This window comes from Pseudoalteromonas sp. Z1A8, from assembly GCF_011378855.1.
Lineage (GTDB): Bacteria > Pseudomonadota > Gammaproteobacteria > Enterobacterales > Alteromonadaceae > Pseudoalteromonas.
Window position 1 is genome coordinate 79359 of sequence record NZ_WTLB01000004.1, and the last position, 20162, is coordinate 99520.

The 20162-nt window shown below is 39.3% G+C and carries 24 protein-coding genes; 15 read left to right on the plus strand and 9 right to left on the minus strand.

Annotation, left to right across the window (positions count from 1 at the left end):
• Nucleotides 1-259 precede the first annotated feature (259 nt).
• From murA to GQR55_RS02895, 7 genes are read right to left on the minus strand one after another with little or no spacing between them, the layout of a single operon-like run.
• Nucleotides 260-1519 carry a UDP-N-acetylglucosamine 1-carboxyvinyltransferase gene (gene murA / locus GQR55_RS02865; RefSeq protein ID WP_166419370.1) on the minus strand — a complete coding sequence of 420 codons (1260 nt, stop codon included), beginning with the start codon at nt 1517-1519 and terminating at the stop codon, nt 260-262.
• Between the two features lie 13 nt (nt 1520-1532).
• Nucleotides 1533-1790 (minus strand): BolA family protein, encoded by a 258-nt coding sequence (locus GQR55_RS02870; RefSeq protein WP_002957953.1) that lies wholly within the window; start codon nt 1788-1790, stop codon nt 1533-1535.
• Between the two features lie 5 nt (nt 1791-1795).
• Nucleotides 1796-2089 carry an STAS domain-containing protein gene (locus GQR55_RS02875; protein ID WP_166419371.1) on the minus strand — a complete coding sequence of 98 codons (294 nt, stop codon included), beginning with the start codon at nt 2087-2089 and terminating at the stop codon, nt 1796-1798.
• Entirely contained in the window at nt 2082-2762 is a 681-nt protein-coding gene (locus GQR55_RS02880; RefSeq protein WP_166419372.1) for an ABC transporter substrate-binding protein, read from the minus strand. Before GQR55_RS02880 ends, GQR55_RS02875 begins: the two co-directional genes overlap by 8 nt.
• 5 nt (nt 2763-2767) lie before the next feature.
• Nucleotides 2768-3316, minus strand: a complete 549-nt coding sequence (gene mlaD / locus GQR55_RS02885) for an outer membrane lipid asymmetry maintenance protein MlaD (RefSeq protein ID WP_002957950.1) — start codon at nt 3314-3316, stop codon at nt 2768-2770.
• 13 nt (nt 3317-3329) lie between these two features.
• Entirely contained in the window at nt 3330-4109 is a 780-nt protein-coding gene (gene mlaE, locus GQR55_RS02890) for a lipid asymmetry maintenance ABC transporter permease subunit MlaE (protein ID WP_002957949.1), read from the minus strand.
• Nucleotides 4109-4924: an ATP-binding cassette domain-containing protein gene (locus tag GQR55_RS02895; RefSeq protein WP_076915496.1), complete on the minus strand. Its 816-nt coding sequence runs from the start codon at nt 4922-4924 to the stop codon at nt 4109-4111. The genes mlaE and GQR55_RS02895 overlap by 1 nt, the downstream gene beginning before the upstream one ends.
• A 255-nt stretch (nt 4925-5179) precedes the next feature.
• On the opposite strand from GQR55_RS02895, the gene GQR55_RS02900 reads away from it, so the two are divergent.
• The 13 genes from GQR55_RS02900 (at nt 5180) to GQR55_RS02960 (ending at nt 15102) form a co-directional block, all read left to right on the plus strand.
• A complete protein-coding gene (locus GQR55_RS02900; RefSeq protein ID WP_166419373.1) occupies nt 5180-6148 on the plus strand; it encodes a calcium/sodium antiporter in 969 nt (322 codons plus the stop codon).
• A 3-nt stretch (nt 6149-6151) separates the two neighbouring features.
• Nucleotides 6152-7123 carry a KpsF/GutQ family sugar-phosphate isomerase gene (locus GQR55_RS02905; protein ID WP_166377045.1) on the plus strand — a complete coding sequence of 324 codons (972 nt, stop codon included), beginning with the start codon at nt 6152-6154 and terminating at the stop codon, nt 7121-7123.
• Nucleotides 7124-7675, plus strand: coding sequence for a 3-deoxy-manno-octulosonate-8-phosphatase KdsC (gene kdsC / locus GQR55_RS02910; RefSeq protein WP_007580311.1), 552 nt, complete (start codon nt 7124-7126; stop codon nt 7673-7675).
• On the plus strand, nt 7672-8226 hold the full coding sequence (gene lptC / locus GQR55_RS02915; protein WP_149593485.1) for an LPS export ABC transporter periplasmic protein LptC: 555 nt from the start codon (nt 7672-7674) through the stop codon (nt 8224-8226). Before kdsC ends, lptC begins: the two co-directional genes overlap by 4 nt.
• Nucleotides 8216-8761 carry a lipopolysaccharide transport periplasmic protein LptA gene (lptA, locus tag GQR55_RS02920; protein WP_166419374.1) on the plus strand — a complete coding sequence of 182 codons (546 nt, stop codon included), beginning with the start codon at nt 8216-8218 and terminating at the stop codon, nt 8759-8761. The genes lptC and lptA overlap by 11 nt, the downstream gene beginning before the upstream one ends.
• Complete coding sequence (lptB, locus tag GQR55_RS02925) at nt 8758-9483, plus strand: LPS export ABC transporter ATP-binding protein (RefSeq protein ID WP_007580304.1); 726 nt, start codon at nt 8758-8760, stop codon at nt 9481-9483. The genes lptA and lptB overlap by 4 nt, the downstream gene beginning before the upstream one ends.
• 69 nt (nt 9484-9552) lie before the next feature.
• Entirely contained in the window at nt 9553-11052 is a 1500-nt protein-coding gene (locus tag GQR55_RS02930; RefSeq protein ID WP_165739998.1) for an RNA polymerase factor sigma-54, read from the plus strand.
• Between the two features lie 26 nt (nt 11053-11078).
• A complete protein-coding gene (hpf, locus tag GQR55_RS02935; RefSeq protein WP_007580301.1) occupies nt 11079-11366 on the plus strand; it encodes a ribosome hibernation promoting factor in 288 nt (95 codons plus the stop codon).
• 4 nt (nt 11367-11370) lie between these two features.
• Complete coding sequence (ptsN, locus tag GQR55_RS02940) at nt 11371-11823, plus strand: PTS IIA-like nitrogen regulatory protein PtsN (RefSeq protein ID WP_165740002.1); 453 nt, start codon at nt 11371-11373, stop codon at nt 11821-11823.
• Nucleotides 11824-11842: 19 nt separating this feature from the next.
• Complete coding sequence (gene rapZ, locus GQR55_RS02945; protein WP_166419375.1) at nt 11843-12688, plus strand: RNase adapter RapZ; 846 nt, start codon at nt 11843-11845, stop codon at nt 12686-12688.
• 42 nt (nt 12689-12730) lie between these two features.
• On the plus strand, nt 12731-13003 hold the full coding sequence (locus GQR55_RS02950) for an HPr family phosphocarrier protein (RefSeq protein WP_166419376.1): 273 nt from the start codon (nt 12731-12733) through the stop codon (nt 13001-13003).
• A 132-nt stretch (nt 13004-13135) separates the two neighbouring features.
• Nucleotides 13136-14494, plus strand: a complete 1359-nt coding sequence (gene mgtE / locus GQR55_RS02955; RefSeq protein ID WP_010554268.1) for a magnesium transporter — start codon at nt 13136-13138, stop codon at nt 14492-14494.
• Between the two features lie 56 nt (nt 14495-14550).
• On the plus strand, nt 14551-15102 hold the full coding sequence (locus GQR55_RS02960) for a protein disulfide oxidoreductase (protein WP_166419377.1): 552 nt from the start codon (nt 14551-14553) through the stop codon (nt 15100-15102).
• Nucleotides 15103-15293: 191 nt separating this feature from the next.
• Here GQR55_RS02960 and GQR55_RS02965 read toward each other — a convergent pair whose 3' ends face one another.
• Complete coding sequence (locus GQR55_RS02965; RefSeq protein ID WP_007580292.1) at nt 15294-17471, minus strand: YgiQ family radical SAM protein; 2178 nt, start codon at nt 17469-17471, stop codon at nt 15294-15296.
• A gap of 448 nt (nt 17472-17919) precedes the next feature.
• Between GQR55_RS02965 and GQR55_RS02970 the strand changes: the two genes are divergently transcribed.
• Nucleotides 17920-18501 (plus strand): SRPBCC family protein, encoded by a 582-nt coding sequence (locus GQR55_RS02970; protein WP_166419378.1) that lies wholly within the window; start codon nt 17920-17922, stop codon nt 18499-18501.
• Nucleotides 18470-19357 carry a TIGR03899 family protein gene (locus GQR55_RS02975; protein ID WP_166419379.1) on the plus strand — a complete coding sequence of 296 codons (888 nt, stop codon included), beginning with the start codon at nt 18470-18472 and terminating at the stop codon, nt 19355-19357. The genes GQR55_RS02970 and GQR55_RS02975 overlap by 32 nt, the downstream gene beginning before the upstream one ends.
• Before the next feature lie 33 nt (nt 19358-19390).
• On the opposite strand, the gene GQR55_RS02980 is transcribed toward GQR55_RS02975, so the two are convergent.
• Nucleotides 19391-20161, minus strand: coding sequence for a TIGR04219 family outer membrane beta-barrel protein (locus tag GQR55_RS02980; RefSeq protein WP_166419380.1), 771 nt, complete (start codon nt 20159-20161; stop codon nt 19391-19393).
• Between the last annotated feature and the right edge of the window lies 1 nt (nt 20162).

Consider the following 20162-nt stretch of genomic DNA (forward strand, 5'->3'; position numbering starts at 1 on the left):
TAAAAAAAACACCAATTCCATTAAGTATGTGATCTGAATTTTACGCCGAAAAAACAATTCAGTTCTAGGCGTAAATTGATGTAAATGGTTGTTCCCTTTACGAAATTGACAACAAATAAATGGGTTGTTTTAGCAAGTAAAATAGATCAGCTATTTATTGGAATTGGTATAATACCAAGCTGCATAAATCGTCAATAAAAAGGTCGGATAGCAATTTGCATATCCGACCTTTTTAAAAATAGCCTAGTTAAATATCTACTTAACTACTTCGACGTTTAATATTTGCACCCAACGCACTTAGCTTATCTTCAATGCGCTGATAGCCTCTATCAACGTGATAAATACGATCAACAACCGTTTCACCCTGTGCCACTATACCCGTTAAGATTAAGCTAGCTGAAGCGCGTAGATCGGTTGCCATCACTTGCGCACCTGTTAGGCTCTCAGTCTCACCACAAATTGCGGTATGCCCTTCTAAACGAATATTAGCACCCATGCGCTGCAACTCAGGTACATGCATAAAACGGTTTTCAAAAATCGTTTCTGTAATAGTCGCACTACCATTTGCTACTACATTTAATGCTGTAAATTGAGCTTGCATATCGGTAGGAAAACCTGGGTGTGGGGCTGTTTTAATATTTACGGCTCTAAGTTCACGACCGCGCATATCAAGATAAATACTGTCGTTATGCACCTCTAGGTGTGCATTCGTTGCACGTAATTTTTCAATCACAGGCTCAAGGGAATGAAAGTCAGTATTTTTACAAAGTACTTCACCGCCTGCCATTGCTGCAGCGACTAGAAACGTACCTGTTTCTATTCTATCTGGCAAAATACTGTGCTCACAACCAGCTAAACGCTCAACGCCTTCAACTTCAATGCGACTTGTACCTGCACCTGTAATTTTAGCACCCATTGCAATTAAGCAATTAGCTAAATCGATTATTTCAGGTTCACGTGCAGCATTGTCTAGTATGGTTTTGCCATCAGCGAGGGCTGCTGCCATCAATAGATTTTCGGTAGCGCCTACGCTTACCATTTCCATAAAGATTTCAGCGCCTTTTAAGCGCCCGTTTACCTTGGCATTAATATAACCATTTTCAACGTTAATTACCGCGCCCATGCGCTCCAAACCCTGAATATGAATATCAACTGGGCGAGCACCAATAGCGCACCCACCAGGCAAAGACACTTGAGCTTCACCAAAACGTGCAACCAAAGGCCCCAACGCAAGCACTGAGGCACGCATTTGTTTTACTAAGTCGTATGGCGCTAGTGTTTTATCGACCGTTGAACCATCAATCACTAGCGTATCGCCATGCCAATTAACATCTGCACCTAACGTTTTTAATAATGCTTCAGTAGTCACTATGTCGCGAAGACGCGGTACATTAGTAAATATACTTTTACCATCAGCTAACAGTGAAGCAAATAAAATAGGAAGTGCAGCATTTTTAGCGCCTGAAATAGTCACCTCACCAGCAAGTGAAGTACCACCTTGAATTACAAATTGATCCATTAGGAGGCCCTATTTATTGCGGTAAAATAAATTTTTGTTCGCGCTTCCACTCTACAGGAGTAAAGGCACGAATGGATACTGCGTGAATTGTGCCATCTGAAATTGTATTCATTAATGGACCATAAACTAGCTGCTGCTTTTTAACTCGGCTTAAACCGTCAAAGCATTCGCCTACTGCAACAACTTCATAATGGCTACCATTGGCTTTTACATGTACTTCAGCTAATTGAAGTTCTTCGCGTAATAATGTTTCGACTTGGCTAGTTTCCATAACTCTCACTCAAATAGGGTTGTAACCTGGCCTAATTGCATTAAATTTTGCAATTGCTCAGGTAGGTTTTGCAACTCAAGGCGAATGCCTTGCTGCTTTAATTCTGCAAAAGAGTGAATTAACCAAGCTAAGCCCGCTGTGTCAACCCTAGATACCTCACTTAGGTCAAAATAGATGGTTTTATGCTTAGTTAATAACTTGTTGTTCAGAAGTTGTTCGTCGCCAATTGAATTTCGAGTAAGCTCACCGCTTACTCGAAAATGTTGTCCATCAACTTGGCTTATTGCCAATTTAGTCATTCGAGTTACTGCCTCTAAACTGAACTGGTAGCTGACTCTTTTGCTCTAAAAGGTTACTTACATTATCAATACCTTGCTGACGCAAAATACCTTGTAGTTCACTTTGTTTTGCATCTAGTAAACTAATACCTTCAGCAATCATATCGTACGCGCGCCATTCACCATCGCGGTCTTCACGTACTTTAAAATCGATTCTGATATCAGGTTTACCATCTTCAATAATTTTAGTTTTAACGACAACGACATCTTTGCCTTTAAATGCTTGCTCGGCACCAAACTCAACTTTTTGGTTTGTATATTGAGTAAACACACCGGCATAAGTAGCTACTAAGTACTCTCTGAATACACCAATGAAGCGTTGAATTTCTTTAATTGCTTTGGCTTTTTCAGCTTCGTCGGTAATTGCACGTACTTTAGATACTTCACTACCTAGTACGCGAAGTGCTGCATATTTGTAGTCGATATAAGGCATTAATTCTTCTTCAACGATTACGCGAAGATGCTCTTGATCTTTAACAATTAATGGCTGATCTTTTTTAATGCGCGCGAATGTATTATCGGCAACTTGGCGTACCATTTTGTTCGGATCGACCAATTTCACATCTGCTGCACTTACGCTTTGAGTTAGCGTCATTGTGCCTATTGCTACAATAGCTAAAAACTCTTTCAACATAATAATTACTCACTACCTTGGTTGAATAAAAACTGCCCGATTAATTCTTCAAGTACAATGGCAGACTTAGTATCAGTGATTGAATCGCCATCACCTAGTGCTTTACTTTCTACACCAAATAAATCGTCAATTGCTTCATCTTGCTTGTTTTCAGTCACTGTTTCGCCTAAACAACGTTGCTTAGCTGAATCTGGAGAAATTACAGGGTGAATACCTAAGTACTGCTCACCTAAAATACCCGACGTTAAAATAGAGATTGAACTCGTGTCTGAAAAACGACATAAGTACTGTGCATCAATGGTCATATTTACCACTGGTAAAAATTCTTGTGGGTGAACATAAATTGATTCAACACGACCAATTACAACACCACCTACTTTTACTGGCGCACGCGCCTTTAATGAGCCGATGTTTTCAAACTTGGCATTAAGCGTATACGTTTCGCCAGAGCCACTAATACCTGAATTGGCAACTTTAAGTGCAAGCATCGCAAACGCTAAAATGCCAAGTGCTACAAAAAAACCAACTAAAATTTCTAATTTCCGTGAATTCATTATCTATACCCTATTAGCTGGTAAACATTACCGCTGTCAAAATAAAGTCAAAACCTAAAACTGCTAATGACGAATGAACAACCGTTTCGGTGGTTGCTTTGCTGATCCCTTCTGAGGTCGGCACACAATCATATCCTTTATAAAGCGCAATCCAGGTCACCACTATGGCAAATACAAAACTCTTAATAATACCGTTTAGTATGTCTTGCTGAAACGACACTTGTGATTGCATGATTGACCAAAAGCTACCTGTATCAACTCCCAGCCAATCTACACCCACTAAGTGAGCGCCTATAATTGCTACGGCTGAAAATATTAAGGCAAGCAATGGCATGCTTATAAAACCTGCCCAAAAGCGTGGTGCAATAATACGTTTTAGCGGATCGATTGCCATCATCTCAAGTGATGATAGTTGCTCTGTTGCTTTCATTAAGCCAATTTCAGCAGTCAATGCGCTACCTGCGCGCCCTGCAAATAGTAATGCAGTAACAACTGGGCCCAGTTCTCGCAATAAACTCAGTGCCACTAACGGCCCTAAACTATCCTCAGCGCCATAACCAACTAATACGGTGTAACCTTGTAGAGCCAACACCATGCCGATAAACAAACCCGACACCATAATAATCAGCAACGATTGCGAACCGACCATATAAAGTTGGCGAACAAGTAACGGTGTGCCTTTTTTGAAATTAGGAACATGCGCAAGCGCACTAAACAGCATATAAGCCGAACGGCCAAGAGCCGCAAAACGTCCTAGCGTTTTATGCCCTAGCTTTTGAAATAAATCCAACATTATGCTTTTTCTCCAAGCAGTTCATCTGCATAAGCTTGAGCCGGAAAATGAAATGGTACTGGACCATCCGACAAGCCTTTTAAAAACTGTTGAACTAAAGGAGATTCATGATTGCGCATTTCATCAGGAGTACCACAACCAATTACCCCTTGATCGGCGATAATTATAACGTGATCGGCAATACTCATTACCTCTGTCACATCGTGTGTCACAATTAAAGACGATAAACCCAATACTTCGTTAAGCGACTTAATTAGCTTAACCAATACGCCCATTGAAATAGGATCTTGCCCTGCAAATGGTTCATCGTACATGATTAGCTCTGGATCAAGTGCTATAGCGCGCGCAAGTGCAGCACGTCTTGCCATACCGCCCGATAACTCAGAGGGCATTAAATCTTTAGCGCCACGTAGTCCAACCGCTTGTAATTTCATTAATACAACTAATCGAATAAGGTCTTCACTTAGCTTTGTGTGCTCTCTTATAGGAAACGCAATATTGTCAAATACCGACATATCAGTAAACAACGCACCACTTTGAAAAAGCATGCTCATTTTAGTACGTGCTTCGTATAGCTCTTTGCGAGACATTTTAGGAATGCTGCCACCTTCAAATAAAATATCACCTGAATCTGGTTTAAGCTGACCACCAATTAAACGCAACATAGTGGTTTTGCCAATTCCGCTTGGCCCCATGATCGCAGTAATTTTACCTTTAGGAACGCTAAAACTCATATTTTTATATATGGTTCTATTGCCTCTCGAAAAGCTAACATCCTTGACTTCTACTATTGATTGCGACAAGTCGCTCTCCATAAAAATGTTCACTAGTGCACCTATTTTAAAGCTTTTTTGTCAAAGATGGAAAAAACAATTCGTAAGATTTTGTAATACACCCATAAAAAGGATTATAAGACTCGCTCAAAACAGCTTAACCCCGGCTTAAATTTTTAAATTAGCTGTTTTAAAGCAATGTTGCCACCTAGTTGACCTTACTCTTTTATTTATACTTTCATCTTGGCTTTTGTTACTATTCGCGCCATCTGTATTTTGTATAACTGGCTTAACACAATGGTTACCTCGTTTGTTATTTTAATTCTTGGTTTTGCAGCTCTTGTTTGGAGTGCAGACAGGTTTGTTTATGGCGCTGCGGCTCTTGCTAAAAACTTTGGAGTGCCTACACTTATTGTTGGTTTGACCGTTGTAGCAATGGGTTCTTCAGCACCCGAAATGATGGTTTCGGCATCTGCTGCACTGGCTAACAAAACAGACACAGCCGTTGGTAATGCTGTTGGCTCTAATATTACAAATATTTTACTTGTGTTAGGTATCACGGCTTTATTTCGCCCTCTTTCAGTTTCATCTAGTACGTTAAAACGCGAAATGCCATTGGTGATGCTCGTATCTTTAGTTACTTGGTATGTGTTTTCAGATAACTACTTTTCATTTAATGAAGGTGTTGCGCTTTTAGTTGGCTTTATCGTATTCATCGGTGGGTTAATTATTGTATCTATGCGTGCAAAAAACCAAGATGACCCATTTGTCTCAGAAGCCTGCGACGACGTACCTAGCAATGTACCTACAAAAAAGGCCGTATTTTGGTTAGTAGTCGGCATGATACTCCTACCTGTTAGTTCTCATTTTTTAATAGGTTCAGCTGTCGATATTGCTAAATACTTTGGCTTAAGCGACCTAGTCATTGGTTTAACAATTATTGCCATTGGTACTAGCTTGCCAGAACTTGCCGCTTCTATTGCGGGTGTACTTAAAAATGAAGACGATTTAGCACTAGGTAATATTGTTGGCTCAAACATATTTAATATTCTAGCTGTATTACCACTGGCTGGTATTATCAACCCTTCTGCAATTGACCCGTCATTAGTAAGTCGAGATGTATTAATTATGATTGGTGCAACACTTGCCCTAATTATTATGTCATTGAACTTTAGAGGCACCCAACGTATCAATAGAGTAGAAGGCGGCTTATTGCTAATAGCGTTTTTGGGTTACCAAGGGTATATTTTTAGTCAAGTAGGGTAAATAATGGCAACGCTAAATTTTATTGAACAAGGCCTTCGCGTTTTAGATGTTGAACGCCAAGCACTTAGTGATATTGCACAATATGTAGATGAGAATTTTCATAACGCATGCCAATTAATGTACGACTGTGAAGGCCGTATTATTGTCATTGGTATGGGTAAATCAGGTCATATTGGCAATAAAATAGCAGCAACCCTTGCAAGTACTGGCAGTCCTGCATTTTTTGTTCACCCTGGTGAAGCAAGTCATGGTGATTTAGGTATGATCACTAAAAATGACGTGGTTATGCTTATTTCTAATTCAGGTGAGACCAGCGAAGTTTTAAATATCATTCCCGTTTTAAAACGACTTGGTGCCAAAATGATATCGATGACTGGCAATACGCAATCAACTATGGCGACCCTTGCTAATGTGCATGTGTGCATTAAAGTAGAAAAAGAAGCCTGCTCATTGGGTCTAGCTCCTACATCAAGTACCACTGCAACACTTGCGATGGGCGATGCCATGGCAGTTGCATTATTAGAAGCTCGCGGCTTTACTGCTGATGACTTCGCGTTATCTCACCCTGGTGGTAGTTTAGGCAAGCGCTTATTACTCACTTTAAAAGATGTTATGCACGGCGGCGTAAATACACCTATTATTAGCGTTTCACAAACAGTTAAAGACGCCCTTATTGAAATGTCTGCTAAAGGTTTAGGCATGACAGCCATTGTTGATGATAATCAGCAATTAGTAGGCCTATTTACCGATGGCGATTTGCGTCGTATTTTAGAGCAAAGAATTGATATTCATACAACACAAATAGATGTTGTTATGACTAAGTCATGTACTACGGCTACGCAAGATATTTTAGCCGCTGAAGCGCTTAATATTATGGAACACAAACGTATAAATGGCTTAATCGTTGTCAATGAGCTAAATCAGCCTATTGGCGCATTAAATATGCAAGACCTATTAAAGGCAGGAGTGTTATAAATGCAATTTGAAGAACTCTATCAACCGCTGAGCGATGATGCAAAAGCACGCGCTAAAAAAGTAAAGCTACTTATATGCGATATTGATGGTGTATTTTCTGATGGCCGTATTTATCTTGGCAATCAAGGTGAAGAGCTAAAAGCATTTAATACAAAAGATGGTTTTGGCATTAAAGCGCTTATAAACAGTGGCTTTGAAGTGGCTGTAATTACTGGTCGTCATTCACAAATAGTGCAACAACGTATGAGCAGCTTAACCGTACAGCATATTTATCAAGGCCAAGAAAATAAGCTCATTGCCTATCAAGAGCTAAAAGATAAACTCAACCTTAGCGATGAACAAATTGCTTATATAGGTGATGATGGTCCTGACATGCCCGTTATGGAATTAGTCGGCTTTGCTGTTGCAGTAAATGATGCTCATCCGCTTATAAAGCGTTTATCACACTATGTAACGCAAATGCCTGGCGGCTTTGGCGCAGTAAGAGAGCTTACCGACTTGCTCATGCTTGAAAATGGTAAAGCATTGACTACACAAGGCACTAGTTCATGAATGCAGCGCGCATAATATTAAGCGTTTTATTCATTAGCTGTATGGTTTGGCTTTGGTACCCTTATTTTACACAAACTAATGTTGCACCTCAGGCTGAGCCTGAAGTTATTGCCAAGCCTGATTACATAGCCATAGAACTCAAACAAACAGCCTATGACGAGCAAGGTAAAATTAGCCACAAAGTAACTGCGGCTAAAATGGAGCTATATCAACAATTAGGTTTTACGTTTTTTGAAAAACCTATTTTTACTTTATATAACGAAAAGCAAACGTGGCAAATAAATGCAGACGAAGCAACATTATACGAAGACAAACAATTAATTTTAGAAGGTAATGTGGTTGCCAAAAACTTAACCGATAACGCCATGATAGACAAAATCAATGCTGATAATATTCAGGTAGATATAAAGCTATTAACAATGCGTTCGGAGCAACCCGTTATCATCACCGGACCCAATTTAAAAATCACCGGTAAAGGCCTAGAAGCCGACTTAAAAACCGAAGTGATAAAACTAATTAACCATACGCGAACCATATACTATGACCAATAAAATATTAAAATCACTTATTATTCCTACACTTATAATAGCGTTTAATAGTAATGCTGCAGAACAAAACTCGCAACCTGCTGCAAATCAAATTTCAATAAGCGCCGATAAGCAAGAAGGCCAATTAAAAGCTAACGTGGGTATTTTTGAGAAAAACGTTGAGATTATTCACGGTAATCGCCGAATTACAGCAGACCGCCTCGAAGTACATAAGCGCGATGAACTTGGTGATAACCAGCAACTATTAATTGCCACGGGTAGCCCTGCTCGCTTTGAAGAGAAGCAATCAGATGGCACAACTATGAGCGCCAGTGCAGACGAAGTTCGTTACGATGTATCTAAACGTTTTTTAACGCTCGTTGGTAATGCAGAAGTATCGCAAGCAGGACAAAAAATTAATGCTAAAAGTATTACCTACGATATAGAACAACAGTTAATCAGTGCCGAAAAAGATGAAAACTCAACTGACCGCGTTCACACGATTTTAGTGCCTATCGAAACTAAAAAAAGTAAAAAAGACGATAAAGGTCAACCATGAGTACATTAAAAGCAGAACTATTAGCAAAGAGCTATAAAGGCCGTGAAGTTGTCAAAAACGTCGGTCTTGAAGTAAAAGCTGGCAGTATTGTTGGCTTACTTGGCCCTAACGGCGCAGGTAAAACCACCACGTTTTATATGATTGTGGGACTTGTACCTAGCGACAAAGGTAAAATTTCTATCGATGATAACGATATTACTCTTTTACCTATGCATAGTCGTGCTAGATTAGGCATTGGCTACTTACCACAAGAGTCTTCAATTTTTAGAAAACTGACTGTTTATCAAAACTTAATGGCAATTTTAGAAACACGCAAAGAGTTAAATAAGCAAGCCCGAGAAGACACGCTCGATAAATTATTAGATGAATTTAGCATACAACACATTCGTGATAGCCAAGGTATGGCATTATCGGGTGGCGAACGTCGCCGCGTGGAAATAGCACGTGCGCTGGCAGCCGATCCTAAATTTATATTATTGGATGAACCATTTGCAGGTGTTGACCCGATTTCGGTATTAGATATAAAGAAAATAATAGAACATCTCAAAAATCGTGGGATTGGTGTATTGATTACCGATCATAACGTAAGAGAAACCCTTGATGTTTGTGAAAAAGCCTACATTGTTTCTCATGGGGAGCTGATTGCATCAGGTACTCCAGAACACGTATTAAATGATAAAACAGTACGCGATGTTTACTTAGGCGAGCAATTTAGGCTGTAACATTTACGCCATGTCTTTAAGCATCTGCTAGTATTAATTATAACAACATAAAAGGATTGTTAGAGATACATGAGGCAATCACTACAGCTGCGCATGGGCCAGCAACTTACAATGACTCCACAGCTGCAACAAGCTATTCGTTTGTTGCAACTCAGTACATTGGATCTCCAGCAAGAAATACAAGAAGCTCTCGACAGCAACCCGCTATTAGAGGTTGAAGAACCAGACTATTCCGAAGACGCTGCAGGTAAAAACGAGCAAAAAGCAGATACAGATGACATAACTGTTAGCGCATCTGCCGATGATGCTCCAAGCGAATACGAACAAGATAGTGGTGAAGCACTTGCAAAAGACACGCTAAGTGACGACATGGCTATGGATGTTAGTTGGGATGAGTACATGAGTGCCGCCCCTGCAGCATCATCAGGTCCAATGCCTGAAGACGAATCAATATACCAAGGCGCCTCTACTGAAACGCTTCATGAGTATTTAATGTGGCAATTACAACTAACGCCATTTAGCCCTACCGATGAAGCCATTGCTATTGCTATTGTAGAAGCCGTCGATGATTCAGGCATTTTAACACTAAGCTGCGAAGAAATTTTAGAAAGCTTTAATCAAGAAAACGAAGAAGATAACGAAGTTGAACTTGATGAAATTGAAGCAGTATTAAAGCGCATCCAACTGTTTGATCCTGTCGGTATTGCTGCACGTAGTTTACAAGAGTGTTTATGTATTCAACTTAACCAGTTTGATAAAGAAACACCTTACATTAATGAAACGAAAATGATTTTAACCGAGCATATTGATTTATTAGCAGCTCGTGACTATCGTACATTAATGAAGAAGACTAAGCTCAAAGAAGAAGAGCTTAAAGAAGTAATGACATTAATACATACTCTTAGCCCTAAGCCTGCAGATACTATTGTAAGAGAAGAGTCTGAGTATGTTATTCCTGATGTGTCAGTTAAAAAAATTAAAGGCCGCTGGGTTGTTGAGTTAAACCCAGATAGCATGCCTAAAATTCGTGTTAATAGCCAATACGCTGCAATGTCTCGCACTGTAAAATCCAGTGGTGACAGCCAGTTTATTCGCTCACATTTACAAGAAGCTAAATGGTTTATTAAAAGCTTAGAAAGTAGAAACGACACACTATTAAAAGTAACTAATTGCATTGTTAAGCAGCAACAAGGCTTTTTTGAACACGGCCCTGAAGCCATGAAACCAATGGTCTTAAATGATGTTGCTGAAATGGTAGAAATGCACGAATCAACAATTTCGCGCGTAACAACTCAAAAATATATGCACACACCCCGTGGTATATTTGAGCTTAAATACTTTTTCTCAAGCCATGTAAGCACCGAAAATGGAGGTGAATGCTCATCTACAGCAATACGTGCGCTTATCCGAAAATTAATCGCAGCAGAAAACTCAGCAAAACCATTGAGTGATAGCAAAATAGCGGATATATTGGCTGAGCAAGGAATTAAAGTAGCGAGACGTACAATCGCAAAATACCGCGAGTCTCTGGCTATTCCACCGTCAAATCAACGTAAAAGCTTGATTTAAGACGCTAAACAAAGAGGGTAATGCTTATGCAACTAAACTTAACTGGTCGTCACGTAGAATTAACCGATTCATTAAGAGACTATATTAATACTAAATTTGCGAAGCTAGAAAGACACTCTGATCATATTAATAATGTTCATGTCATTCTTGATGTAGAAAAACTAAATCAAAAAGCAGAAGCGACAATACACGTAAGTGGCGCCGAACTCTTTGCCTCTACAGAACATCAAGATATGTATGCCGCCATTGACTCGTTGATCGACAAGCTAGATCGCCAAGTAATTAAACACAAAGAGAAGCTTGCTCGACACTAATATGATGAAATTAAGCTCACTTATATGCCAGGACTGCAGCAAAGCTGCGGTCCTTTTTAATAGCAAAAAAAGGATTTTAGAGTTCATTAGCGAACTTGCTCACGCTAAACTTCCATACCTACCGCAACAAGACATTCTAACTGCTTTAATGAGTAGAGAGAAATTGGGTAGTACAGGTATAGGGCGTGGCATTGCGATTCCTCACGGAAGAATGAGCGGTGCAGAAGAGCCTTTGGCTTTAGTGCTCGTTAGCGAAACGCCAATAAATTTTGATGCTATAGATAACCGCCCTGTTGATATTTTCGTCGCACTCATCGTACCAGATGGAGATAACCAGCAGCACTTAAAGACTCTAGCTACCATTGCTGATAGACTCAATAACAAAGATTTTTGTAAGCAGTTACGTAGTGCAAAATCAGATGCTGAACTTTACCAAGTTATTGTTGATCAATCGTAGTTTTATTAAAGGGTGATAAATGGAGTTAATTATCATAAGTGGCCGTTCTGGTTCTGGGAAATCGGTTGCTTTACGCGTTGTAGAAGATTTAGGTTATTATTGCGTAGATAATATTCCAGTAAACCTACTGCCTTCATTAGTGCGCAGTGTATCTGATAGCTACGATAGAATTGCTGTCAGCATTGATGTTCGAAACATTCCTAAAGAGCAGGAAGAATTTAACGATATTCTTGAATACCTACCTGATTTTGCAAAACCTACATTATTTTATTTAGACAGCGACGATCAAACATTGATCAAACGCTTTTCTGAAACACGCAGATTACACCCATTATCAATAGATTCACTGCCTCTGGATTTAGCCATCAAAAAAGAAAAAGAATTACTTGATGTATTAATCACCCGCGCCGACTTTATGATAGACACGACTGACTTAAGCGTTCATCAACTCGCTGAATCTATTCGTGAAAAGATTTTAGGTAAAAAAGATAAGCAACTTATTGTCACGTTTGAATCGTTTGGTTTTAAACACGGTATCCCAAAAGAAGCAGACTATGTATTTGATGCACGCTTTTTACCAAACCCTCATTGGGAGCCTGAATTAAAGCCTTTAAATGGGTTAGATCAACCTGTTAAAGATTATTTGGCTAGTCATAGTATTGTGCAAAAGTTCACATGGCAAATTCAAACATTTGTACAAACGTGGTTGCCGCACTTAGAGAGAAATAACCGCAGTTATTTGACCATTGCCATTGGGTGTACGGGCGGTCAACATCGCTCTGTATATTTAGCGCAAACTATTGGTGAAAGTTTTGCAATGACACACCCCAATGTAAAAATTCGCCATCGCGAACAAGAAAAATAATATAGCTGAATAATCACCTGTTCAGCTTAGGTAGAGTAACTTATGCATTGTGAAGACACTTTTTTAATAAAAAACAAATTAGGATTACACGCCAGAGCAGCCACCGTACTTGCCCAATTGGCAGTGCAGTTTGATGCTACAATTACATTATTTCAAGATGACAAAGAAGCCGCAGGCGATAGCGTACTTGCACTCATGTTACTTGAAAGTAGCCAAGGCAAAGAAGTTAGAGTTGTATGTAAAGGCCCTGATTCTGAGCAAGCTTTACATGCTGTTGGAGAATTGATAGCACAACGCTTTAATGAACAAGAGTAATCTGTTTTATAAAAACAACACTCGCATTACTAATGCCTCAACTAAAACAGATATATAAAATAAATATGGTTAGTGACGCCAGTTAACTCACCTCCCCTCATAAAGTAATATAAAAATTTATAAAGGACGCCAATGCCTGAAGCTTTTGAACAAGATTACCCACTACAACAACTAAAGCAGGTGACTAAGTCACTTAATAGTGGTCAATTTGTTCAAGTTAGGCGCATGCTCGCAAAAACAGCTCCTTGTGATACCGCACTACTATTAGAGTCATCACCGCATAAAATTCGCCGACTACTTTGGCAGTTGGTTGATCCCGATGTACAAGGTGATGTTCTTGAAGAACTATCAGAAGATGTACGTTTAGGCATTATTGCCCAAATGGAACCTAAGCACATTGCAGCCGCAACCGAAGATATGGGCCATGATGACTTAGGTGAAGTATTACGTAGCCTGCCTGACACCGTTTACAAAGACGTTGTTAGCGCGATGGACATTCAAGACCGTGAACGTGCAACACAAGCACTTTCGTATCAAGAGCGTTCTGCTGGCGCGCTCATGAACACCGATACGGTGACCATTCGCCCTGACGTTACGCTTGATGTTGTACTTCGATATATTAGGCTACGTGGCGAGTTACCAGAAGGTACCGATGACTTATATGTTGTTGATAAGCATAACTGCTTTATAGGCGCTTTATCACTCAGTACATTATTAACTAATCCACCAGAAAAGATTGTTCGCGATTTAATGGATGAAGATTGTGAGTCTATCCCAATCTCAATGGATGAAAGTGAAGTAGCTCAATTATTTGAGCGTCATAATTGGATATCGGCCCCCGTCGTTGATGATAACGATCAGCTCCTTGGTCGTGTCACTATCGATGACATCGTTGACGTAATTCGAGAAGATGCTGAGCATAGTTTATTAGGCTTAGCCGGTCTTGATGATGAAGAAGATACTTTTGCTCCCGTACTAAAAAGCTCTAAAAAACGCTCAGTTTGGTTAGGTGTTAACTTGCTGACTGCACTTGCAGCTGCTTTTGTAGCTAGCTTTTTTGAAGGTACTTTAGATGTGCTCCCTATTTTGGCTGTACTTAACGGTATTGTCCCTTCTATGGGTGGTGTTGCTGGTAGCCAATCGTTAACGCTTGTTATCCGTGGTATTGCAGTAGGTCATATAAATCAAACAAACCAACGTTTCTTGATGATGAAAGAGCTTGCCATTGGCGCACTAAACGGCGTTTTATGGTCGCTGTTAATTGCAGGTGTTATTGCCCTATGGCAATGGGACTTTATGCTTGGTGGTGTACTCGCCTTCGCTATGTTTATGAATTTAGTTGTAGCGGGAGTTGCTGGTGCAAGTATTCCAATAATTCTTAAAAGAATGAATATAGATCCTGCGCTTGCAGGTAGTGTAGTACTGACTACAGTGACAGACATTGTAGGTATATTCGCCTTTTTAGGTACTGCTACCTGGTTGCTGGTGTAAATTAGAAACTTTTGCAAATAACTAAAGTAAAAAACACTTAGGGTAAAGCTGCAACTATGAAAACGGATACCAAAAATAAAAAAGACACACCTAAAAAAACGCCAAAACAAAAAGGCCTATCAATATTAAAAAGTGTGTTGATATATGGCTCTATATTTTTCGTTATTTACACTGCTGTTAATTGGTGGCGACAACCTGTAATGCCAGCTAATCCGCAATTGCAATTAACAGATTATAAAGGGCAAAACATTGATTTAGCAGCAATGAGCCATGATAAACCAACACTTGTCTATTTTTGGGGAACTTGGTGTCCTATTTGTAGTATTACCTCCCCTGCCATAAACGAACTCTCCGCAGAAAATAATTATCCCGTAGTCACCATCGCAATAAAGTCAGATTCAGCTCAAGAACTACATAATTATTTAAATGAGCATGGCTACAGTTTCACCACTGTCAACGATCAACACGGTGAGATATTTACCGATTGGCAAGGACAAGTCACGCCATCCTATATAATCTTAAAAAATAATAAAATGACGCAAGGGCTAACAGGCATTCAGCCGCTATGGTCACTTAAGTTGCGTTTGTGGTTATCATCAACGTTTTAAGAAAAAACTAACTGTAAGTATATAGGCACTAAATACGTGCTATCTCAAGAGGGGTTTCTAAAAGCTCGCTCTTTATCACCTACAATAATATAGATAATAAAGAGCAAGGTTTACTTAATTTACGCATTAAAAGGGTTTAAAAAACCTTAGCGTAATTAAACTAATCTACTAGTTATTATTAGATTGAATCACTAACGTGTACTTTGACGATTACCGCCTACTTTTGGTTTAGTGTTTGCCTTTTTAAATTGGCTAAAACCAGTATGTCGCGTTAGTGCAGGACGTCCGCCTTTACTGCCACCTTTACCTGCTTTTTCATCACGCCCTTCCTCAGGCACTAAACAGTTAGGCCCTTTACCAATTAAATTAGCTTTACCCATTTTACGTAGAGCTTCACGTATCATTGGCCAACCAGCTGCATCGTGGTAGCGTAAAATAGCTTTATGTAATCTACGTTGGCGCGCACCTTTAGGTACTGGAACAACTTCCGTATTATTTTTAATATTACGTAAAGAGTTCATTTCTGTGTGGTAAATAGTCGTCGCATTAGCCATCGGTGATGGGTAAAAATTTTGCACCTGATCCAGCTTAAAGTCGTTTGATTTAAGCCATAAAGCCATGTTTACCATGTCTTCATCTTTTGTCCCTGGATGAGCCGAGATAAAGTAAGGGATCAAATACTGCTTTTTACCTGCTTCTTTAGAGTACTTATCAAATAATTCTTTAAATTGATCGTACGCGCCCATACCTGGTTTCATCATTTTTGATAATGGACCGTCCTCTGTATGCTCTGGCGCTATTTTTAAGTAGCCGCCCACATGATGGGTTACTAATTCTTTAACGTAACGCGGGTCGCGTACAGCTAAGTCGTAACGAACACCAGAAGCAATCAATACCTTTTTAATACCTTTAACTTCACGTGCTTTTTTATACAAGTCTATTGTTGGTGTATGGTCTGTATCCATGTGCTTACAAATTTCAGGATACACACATGATAAACGCCTACAGGTACTCTCTGCCTTTTTGCTCGTACAACGCAGTTTATACATGTTAGCCGTTGGACCACCTAAATCAGAAATAACACCAGTAAAGCCCGGTACTTTATCTCTAATCTGTTCAATTTCTTCAATAATTGATTCTTGCGAACGGCTTTGAATAATACGCCCTTCATGCTCCGTAATTGAGCAAAACGAACAACCACCAAAACAACCGCGCATAATATTAACCGACGTTTTTATCATGTCATAAGCAGGTATTTTAGAGTCGCCGTAACTTGGGTGAGGAATACGCTGATACGGTAAACCAAACACAGCATCCATCTCATGTGTTTCTAGTGGGTATGCTGGCGGGTTTACCCAAATAGAACGATCGCCGTGTCGCTGAAACAGCGCTCTTGCACAACCAGGGTTTGTTTCTTGATGTAGAATACGTGAAGCATGGGCGTATAAAGGTTTGTTAACACTTACTTGTTCATAAGCAGGTAACTTAACATAGGTTTTTTCCCACGGCTTAGGACGCGCAGGCTGAACCATAATTGGTTTTGCAGCTTCCGCTTTTAAATCAATACCCGCTTGTTTAAACTCTGATTTACTACAGCCAACATCATCAGCGCCGTATGGATTTGGAATAGGATCAATTTTACCAATTTTATCAATAGCGGTAGAGTCGCTACCACGCCAACCCGGTAAAGGTTCTTTTCGAATAACAGCTGTGCCGCGAATATCTTGAATAGTATCCATTGTTTCGCCTGCGGCAATGCGGTGTGCAACTTCAACTAACGGGCGCTCTGCGTTACCGTAAATTAAAATGTCAGCTTTTGCATCAAACAAAATACTACGACGTACTTTTTCTTGCCAGTAATCATAATGAGCAATACGACGAAGGCTAGCTTCAATACCACCAATAACAATCGGTATTCCTTTGTAGGCTTCACGGCATTTTTGTGAGTAGATCATTACGGCGCGATCTGGGCGTTTACCGCCTACGTTATCTGGCGTGTAAGCATCATCGTGGCGCATACGCTTTTCAGCTGTATAGCGATTGATCATCGAATCCATGTTACCGGCTGTTACACCAAAAAATAAATTTGGCCTGCCGAGTTCCATAAATGCGTCTTTAGAATCCCATGCAGGCTGGGCAATAATACCCACTCTAAAACCCTGCGCTTCAAGTACACGGCCAATTACAGCCATACCAAAACTAGGATGATCGACGTACGCGTCGCCACTAATTATTATTATGTCGCAGCTATCCCAGCCAAGTGCATCCATTTCTTCACGTGTAGTTGGTAAAAATGGCGCGGTGCCATAACATTCAGCCCAGTACTTAGGGTATGAAAATAAGGCGCGCTTAGCTTTGAGAGTGCTCATAATTGTGGCCGTAGAATAACAAAAGGCGCGAATTATACCCTACTAAATTGTTTATATATACAAAGTAGTCAAAGCATATTGCGCCTTAAATTCTAAATCGTTCATTATCTTAAATAATAATAAGTTAATCTTTTTTAGCGTTTATTTATAAGTTCGATTTTTAAAATAAGTATGCATACATAAAACACTCTCCACTTCCCCAAGTCTTTAAGCAATTTTACTGATTCTATGCTTCAACATCTTATTGGTTCATTTTACAAAACCAAGAAATGTAGAATCAAAACTTTCAACAAGTGTATTTATTTTATAGCTTCATTAAAAATATAGCTCTAACGGTATTCATGCAACTAAGTAACAATTAATAAATTATTTTTGGTTTATAATCTAATTCATACTATAGTCCATTAATAAAAGTTGTTGTATTTCAGCTCAAAAAACGAATAAAGGTGTGCTTATTAAGCTATTAAAAATATTAATTAAAGGCGTACTGTTATTACTATTAGTACTCGTACTGATAGGACTGATACTCCCTCAAAGTTATAGTGTGAATAAAACAATTGAAATCAATGCAAATATAGAAGTAGTAAAGCCGCTTGTCACCGACTTTAGTCAATGGCAAAAATGGTCTCCGTGGGAAAAGGTAGACTCCAGCATACGCTTTACTCTAGGCGAACCTAGTTCTGGCTTAGGGGCTCATCAGTCTTGGAAAGGGAAATGGGGTTATGGTGAAATGATCATAACGTCGATAAGTCAAAATAAGGTCAGCTTTAACATACTTTTAAATGCTGAACATATTATCAGAGGAACATTTAATTTTAGTGAGCAAAACGGTATTGTTACTTTAATATGTAATATTGAAGGGCAAACAACCGCTCCTTTGATATCTGGCTACACCGCAATTTTGAGCGAGTATGTGCTGCGTAATACAGTTTCGCTGGGATTAAATAACCTTCAAACCGTTGCACAACTTAGTGATCCACAAAGGATAATGCAAAGTCATGACAGTCAAAACAGCACAAGCGAGAATTAACCTTGCCAACATCATTGAATCCTTACTTGGCTATCCTATAACTAAAGTAGGAAGTAACGGCGTGCTACCTACTAACGAGCAAAGTTACGATATTAAAGGCCAAATTAAACCGCTTTATCATATCAACAGTGAAAACTCTGTTTTAGCTCGCGCCCAAAAGCGCCAAGATTTGCTACTAATAAAACAGCAACAAAATATAGAGTCAATTTTAGCAATGGCTATGGGGTTTTGCCCTGATGTAGCAAGTAGTAAACAACCTGATGTAGATTGGGTAGAGCATTTTATAGCGCTGTGTGAAGATACTTCAAATGAGTCAATGCAAACTTTATGGGCTAAAATTTTAACGGGAGAAACGCTTAACCCGGGGACGTTTTCAATTAAAAGCCTGCAAACGTTAAAGCACATGACACAGCGAGAAGCGGACTCTTTACAAAAGTGTGTTTCGCTTTCAGGTTACAACGAAAAAGACGATAGTCACTTCATTTTACTCGGCTTTTATAAAAAACCATCTTTGTTCGATTTACTACGAAAAGGCAATAAAGTATCTCTAAATTTAGGAAAAACAGGCATTAGCTTTCCTGATATTTTAACGCTCATGGATCTTAATTTACTGTATAGAAAAGAGATTGAATCTGCAGTGCTTAAAGCAGGGCAAGAACTTACGCTTTCATTTTTATCGCAAAAAGTAACGTTAAAAGCAAAGAGTAGCGATTTGGTATTAAGCTATTACAAATTTACTCAAACAGGTGATGAGCTATCTAAACTTATTAACTTCCCAGTAAATAAGGTCTATAAGCAACTGATTAATAATGCGTTGGAAGGAGAGTTTGATTTAGCGTGGCACGCTATAAAATAATATGCCACGCTTTGTTCAATTAGAGGTAACTAATTAAAAATGAACCTGAATACCCGCAAATGGGCCAGATGCATCAATATCAGTAGTAATATCATCTACATCATCAAGTTCTAATATCATAGAGCGGTAACCTGCTTTAATTGCAACATCTACCGCTAAATTATCAATAAGTTCATACGCTACGCCGACTTGATAATCTTGTACTTTGCTATCGTCAATAGCCAAAAAGCTACCTTCAAAAAATACACTTAAACCAGTAAACGGTAAGCCTGCTTCAGCACGGCCATATGCAAGAGGAACAAAACCAGAGAAGTCTTTGGTTTCGGTAAAGTCAGTGCCACCATTTTGGGTAGTGCCACTTACAACAATATCACCATCAAATTGTTTAACGTTTAAACCTAAGTCAATCGAGATTAAATCGTTATCGAAAATCTCGTAGTAAAAGATGTAATCAATATGCGTTAAATCACTAACTGTATTTACAGTAGAACCCACAACATAATCAGAGCCATTAAAGCTAAATGTATCTGTAAGCTGTGCAGAACCATTTAGCTCAAGCTCTGTATACTTTAGTTTAATGTTTGGAACTAGTGGCACTGGGTGCTCAAGTGCCGCGTAGTAACTTACAAAAGTCTCATCCTCAAAATCAAAATCTTGAGATGATTTATCTTTATAAGAAAATTGACCATCGTTATCTGACTTCCACCCATCAACACCTACGTATAAACCTAGTAGAGTGTCAGCTTGCGCTGCGGGTGCTAAACATGCCATTGAAAGGGCTGCTGCTAAACAATACTTTTTCATT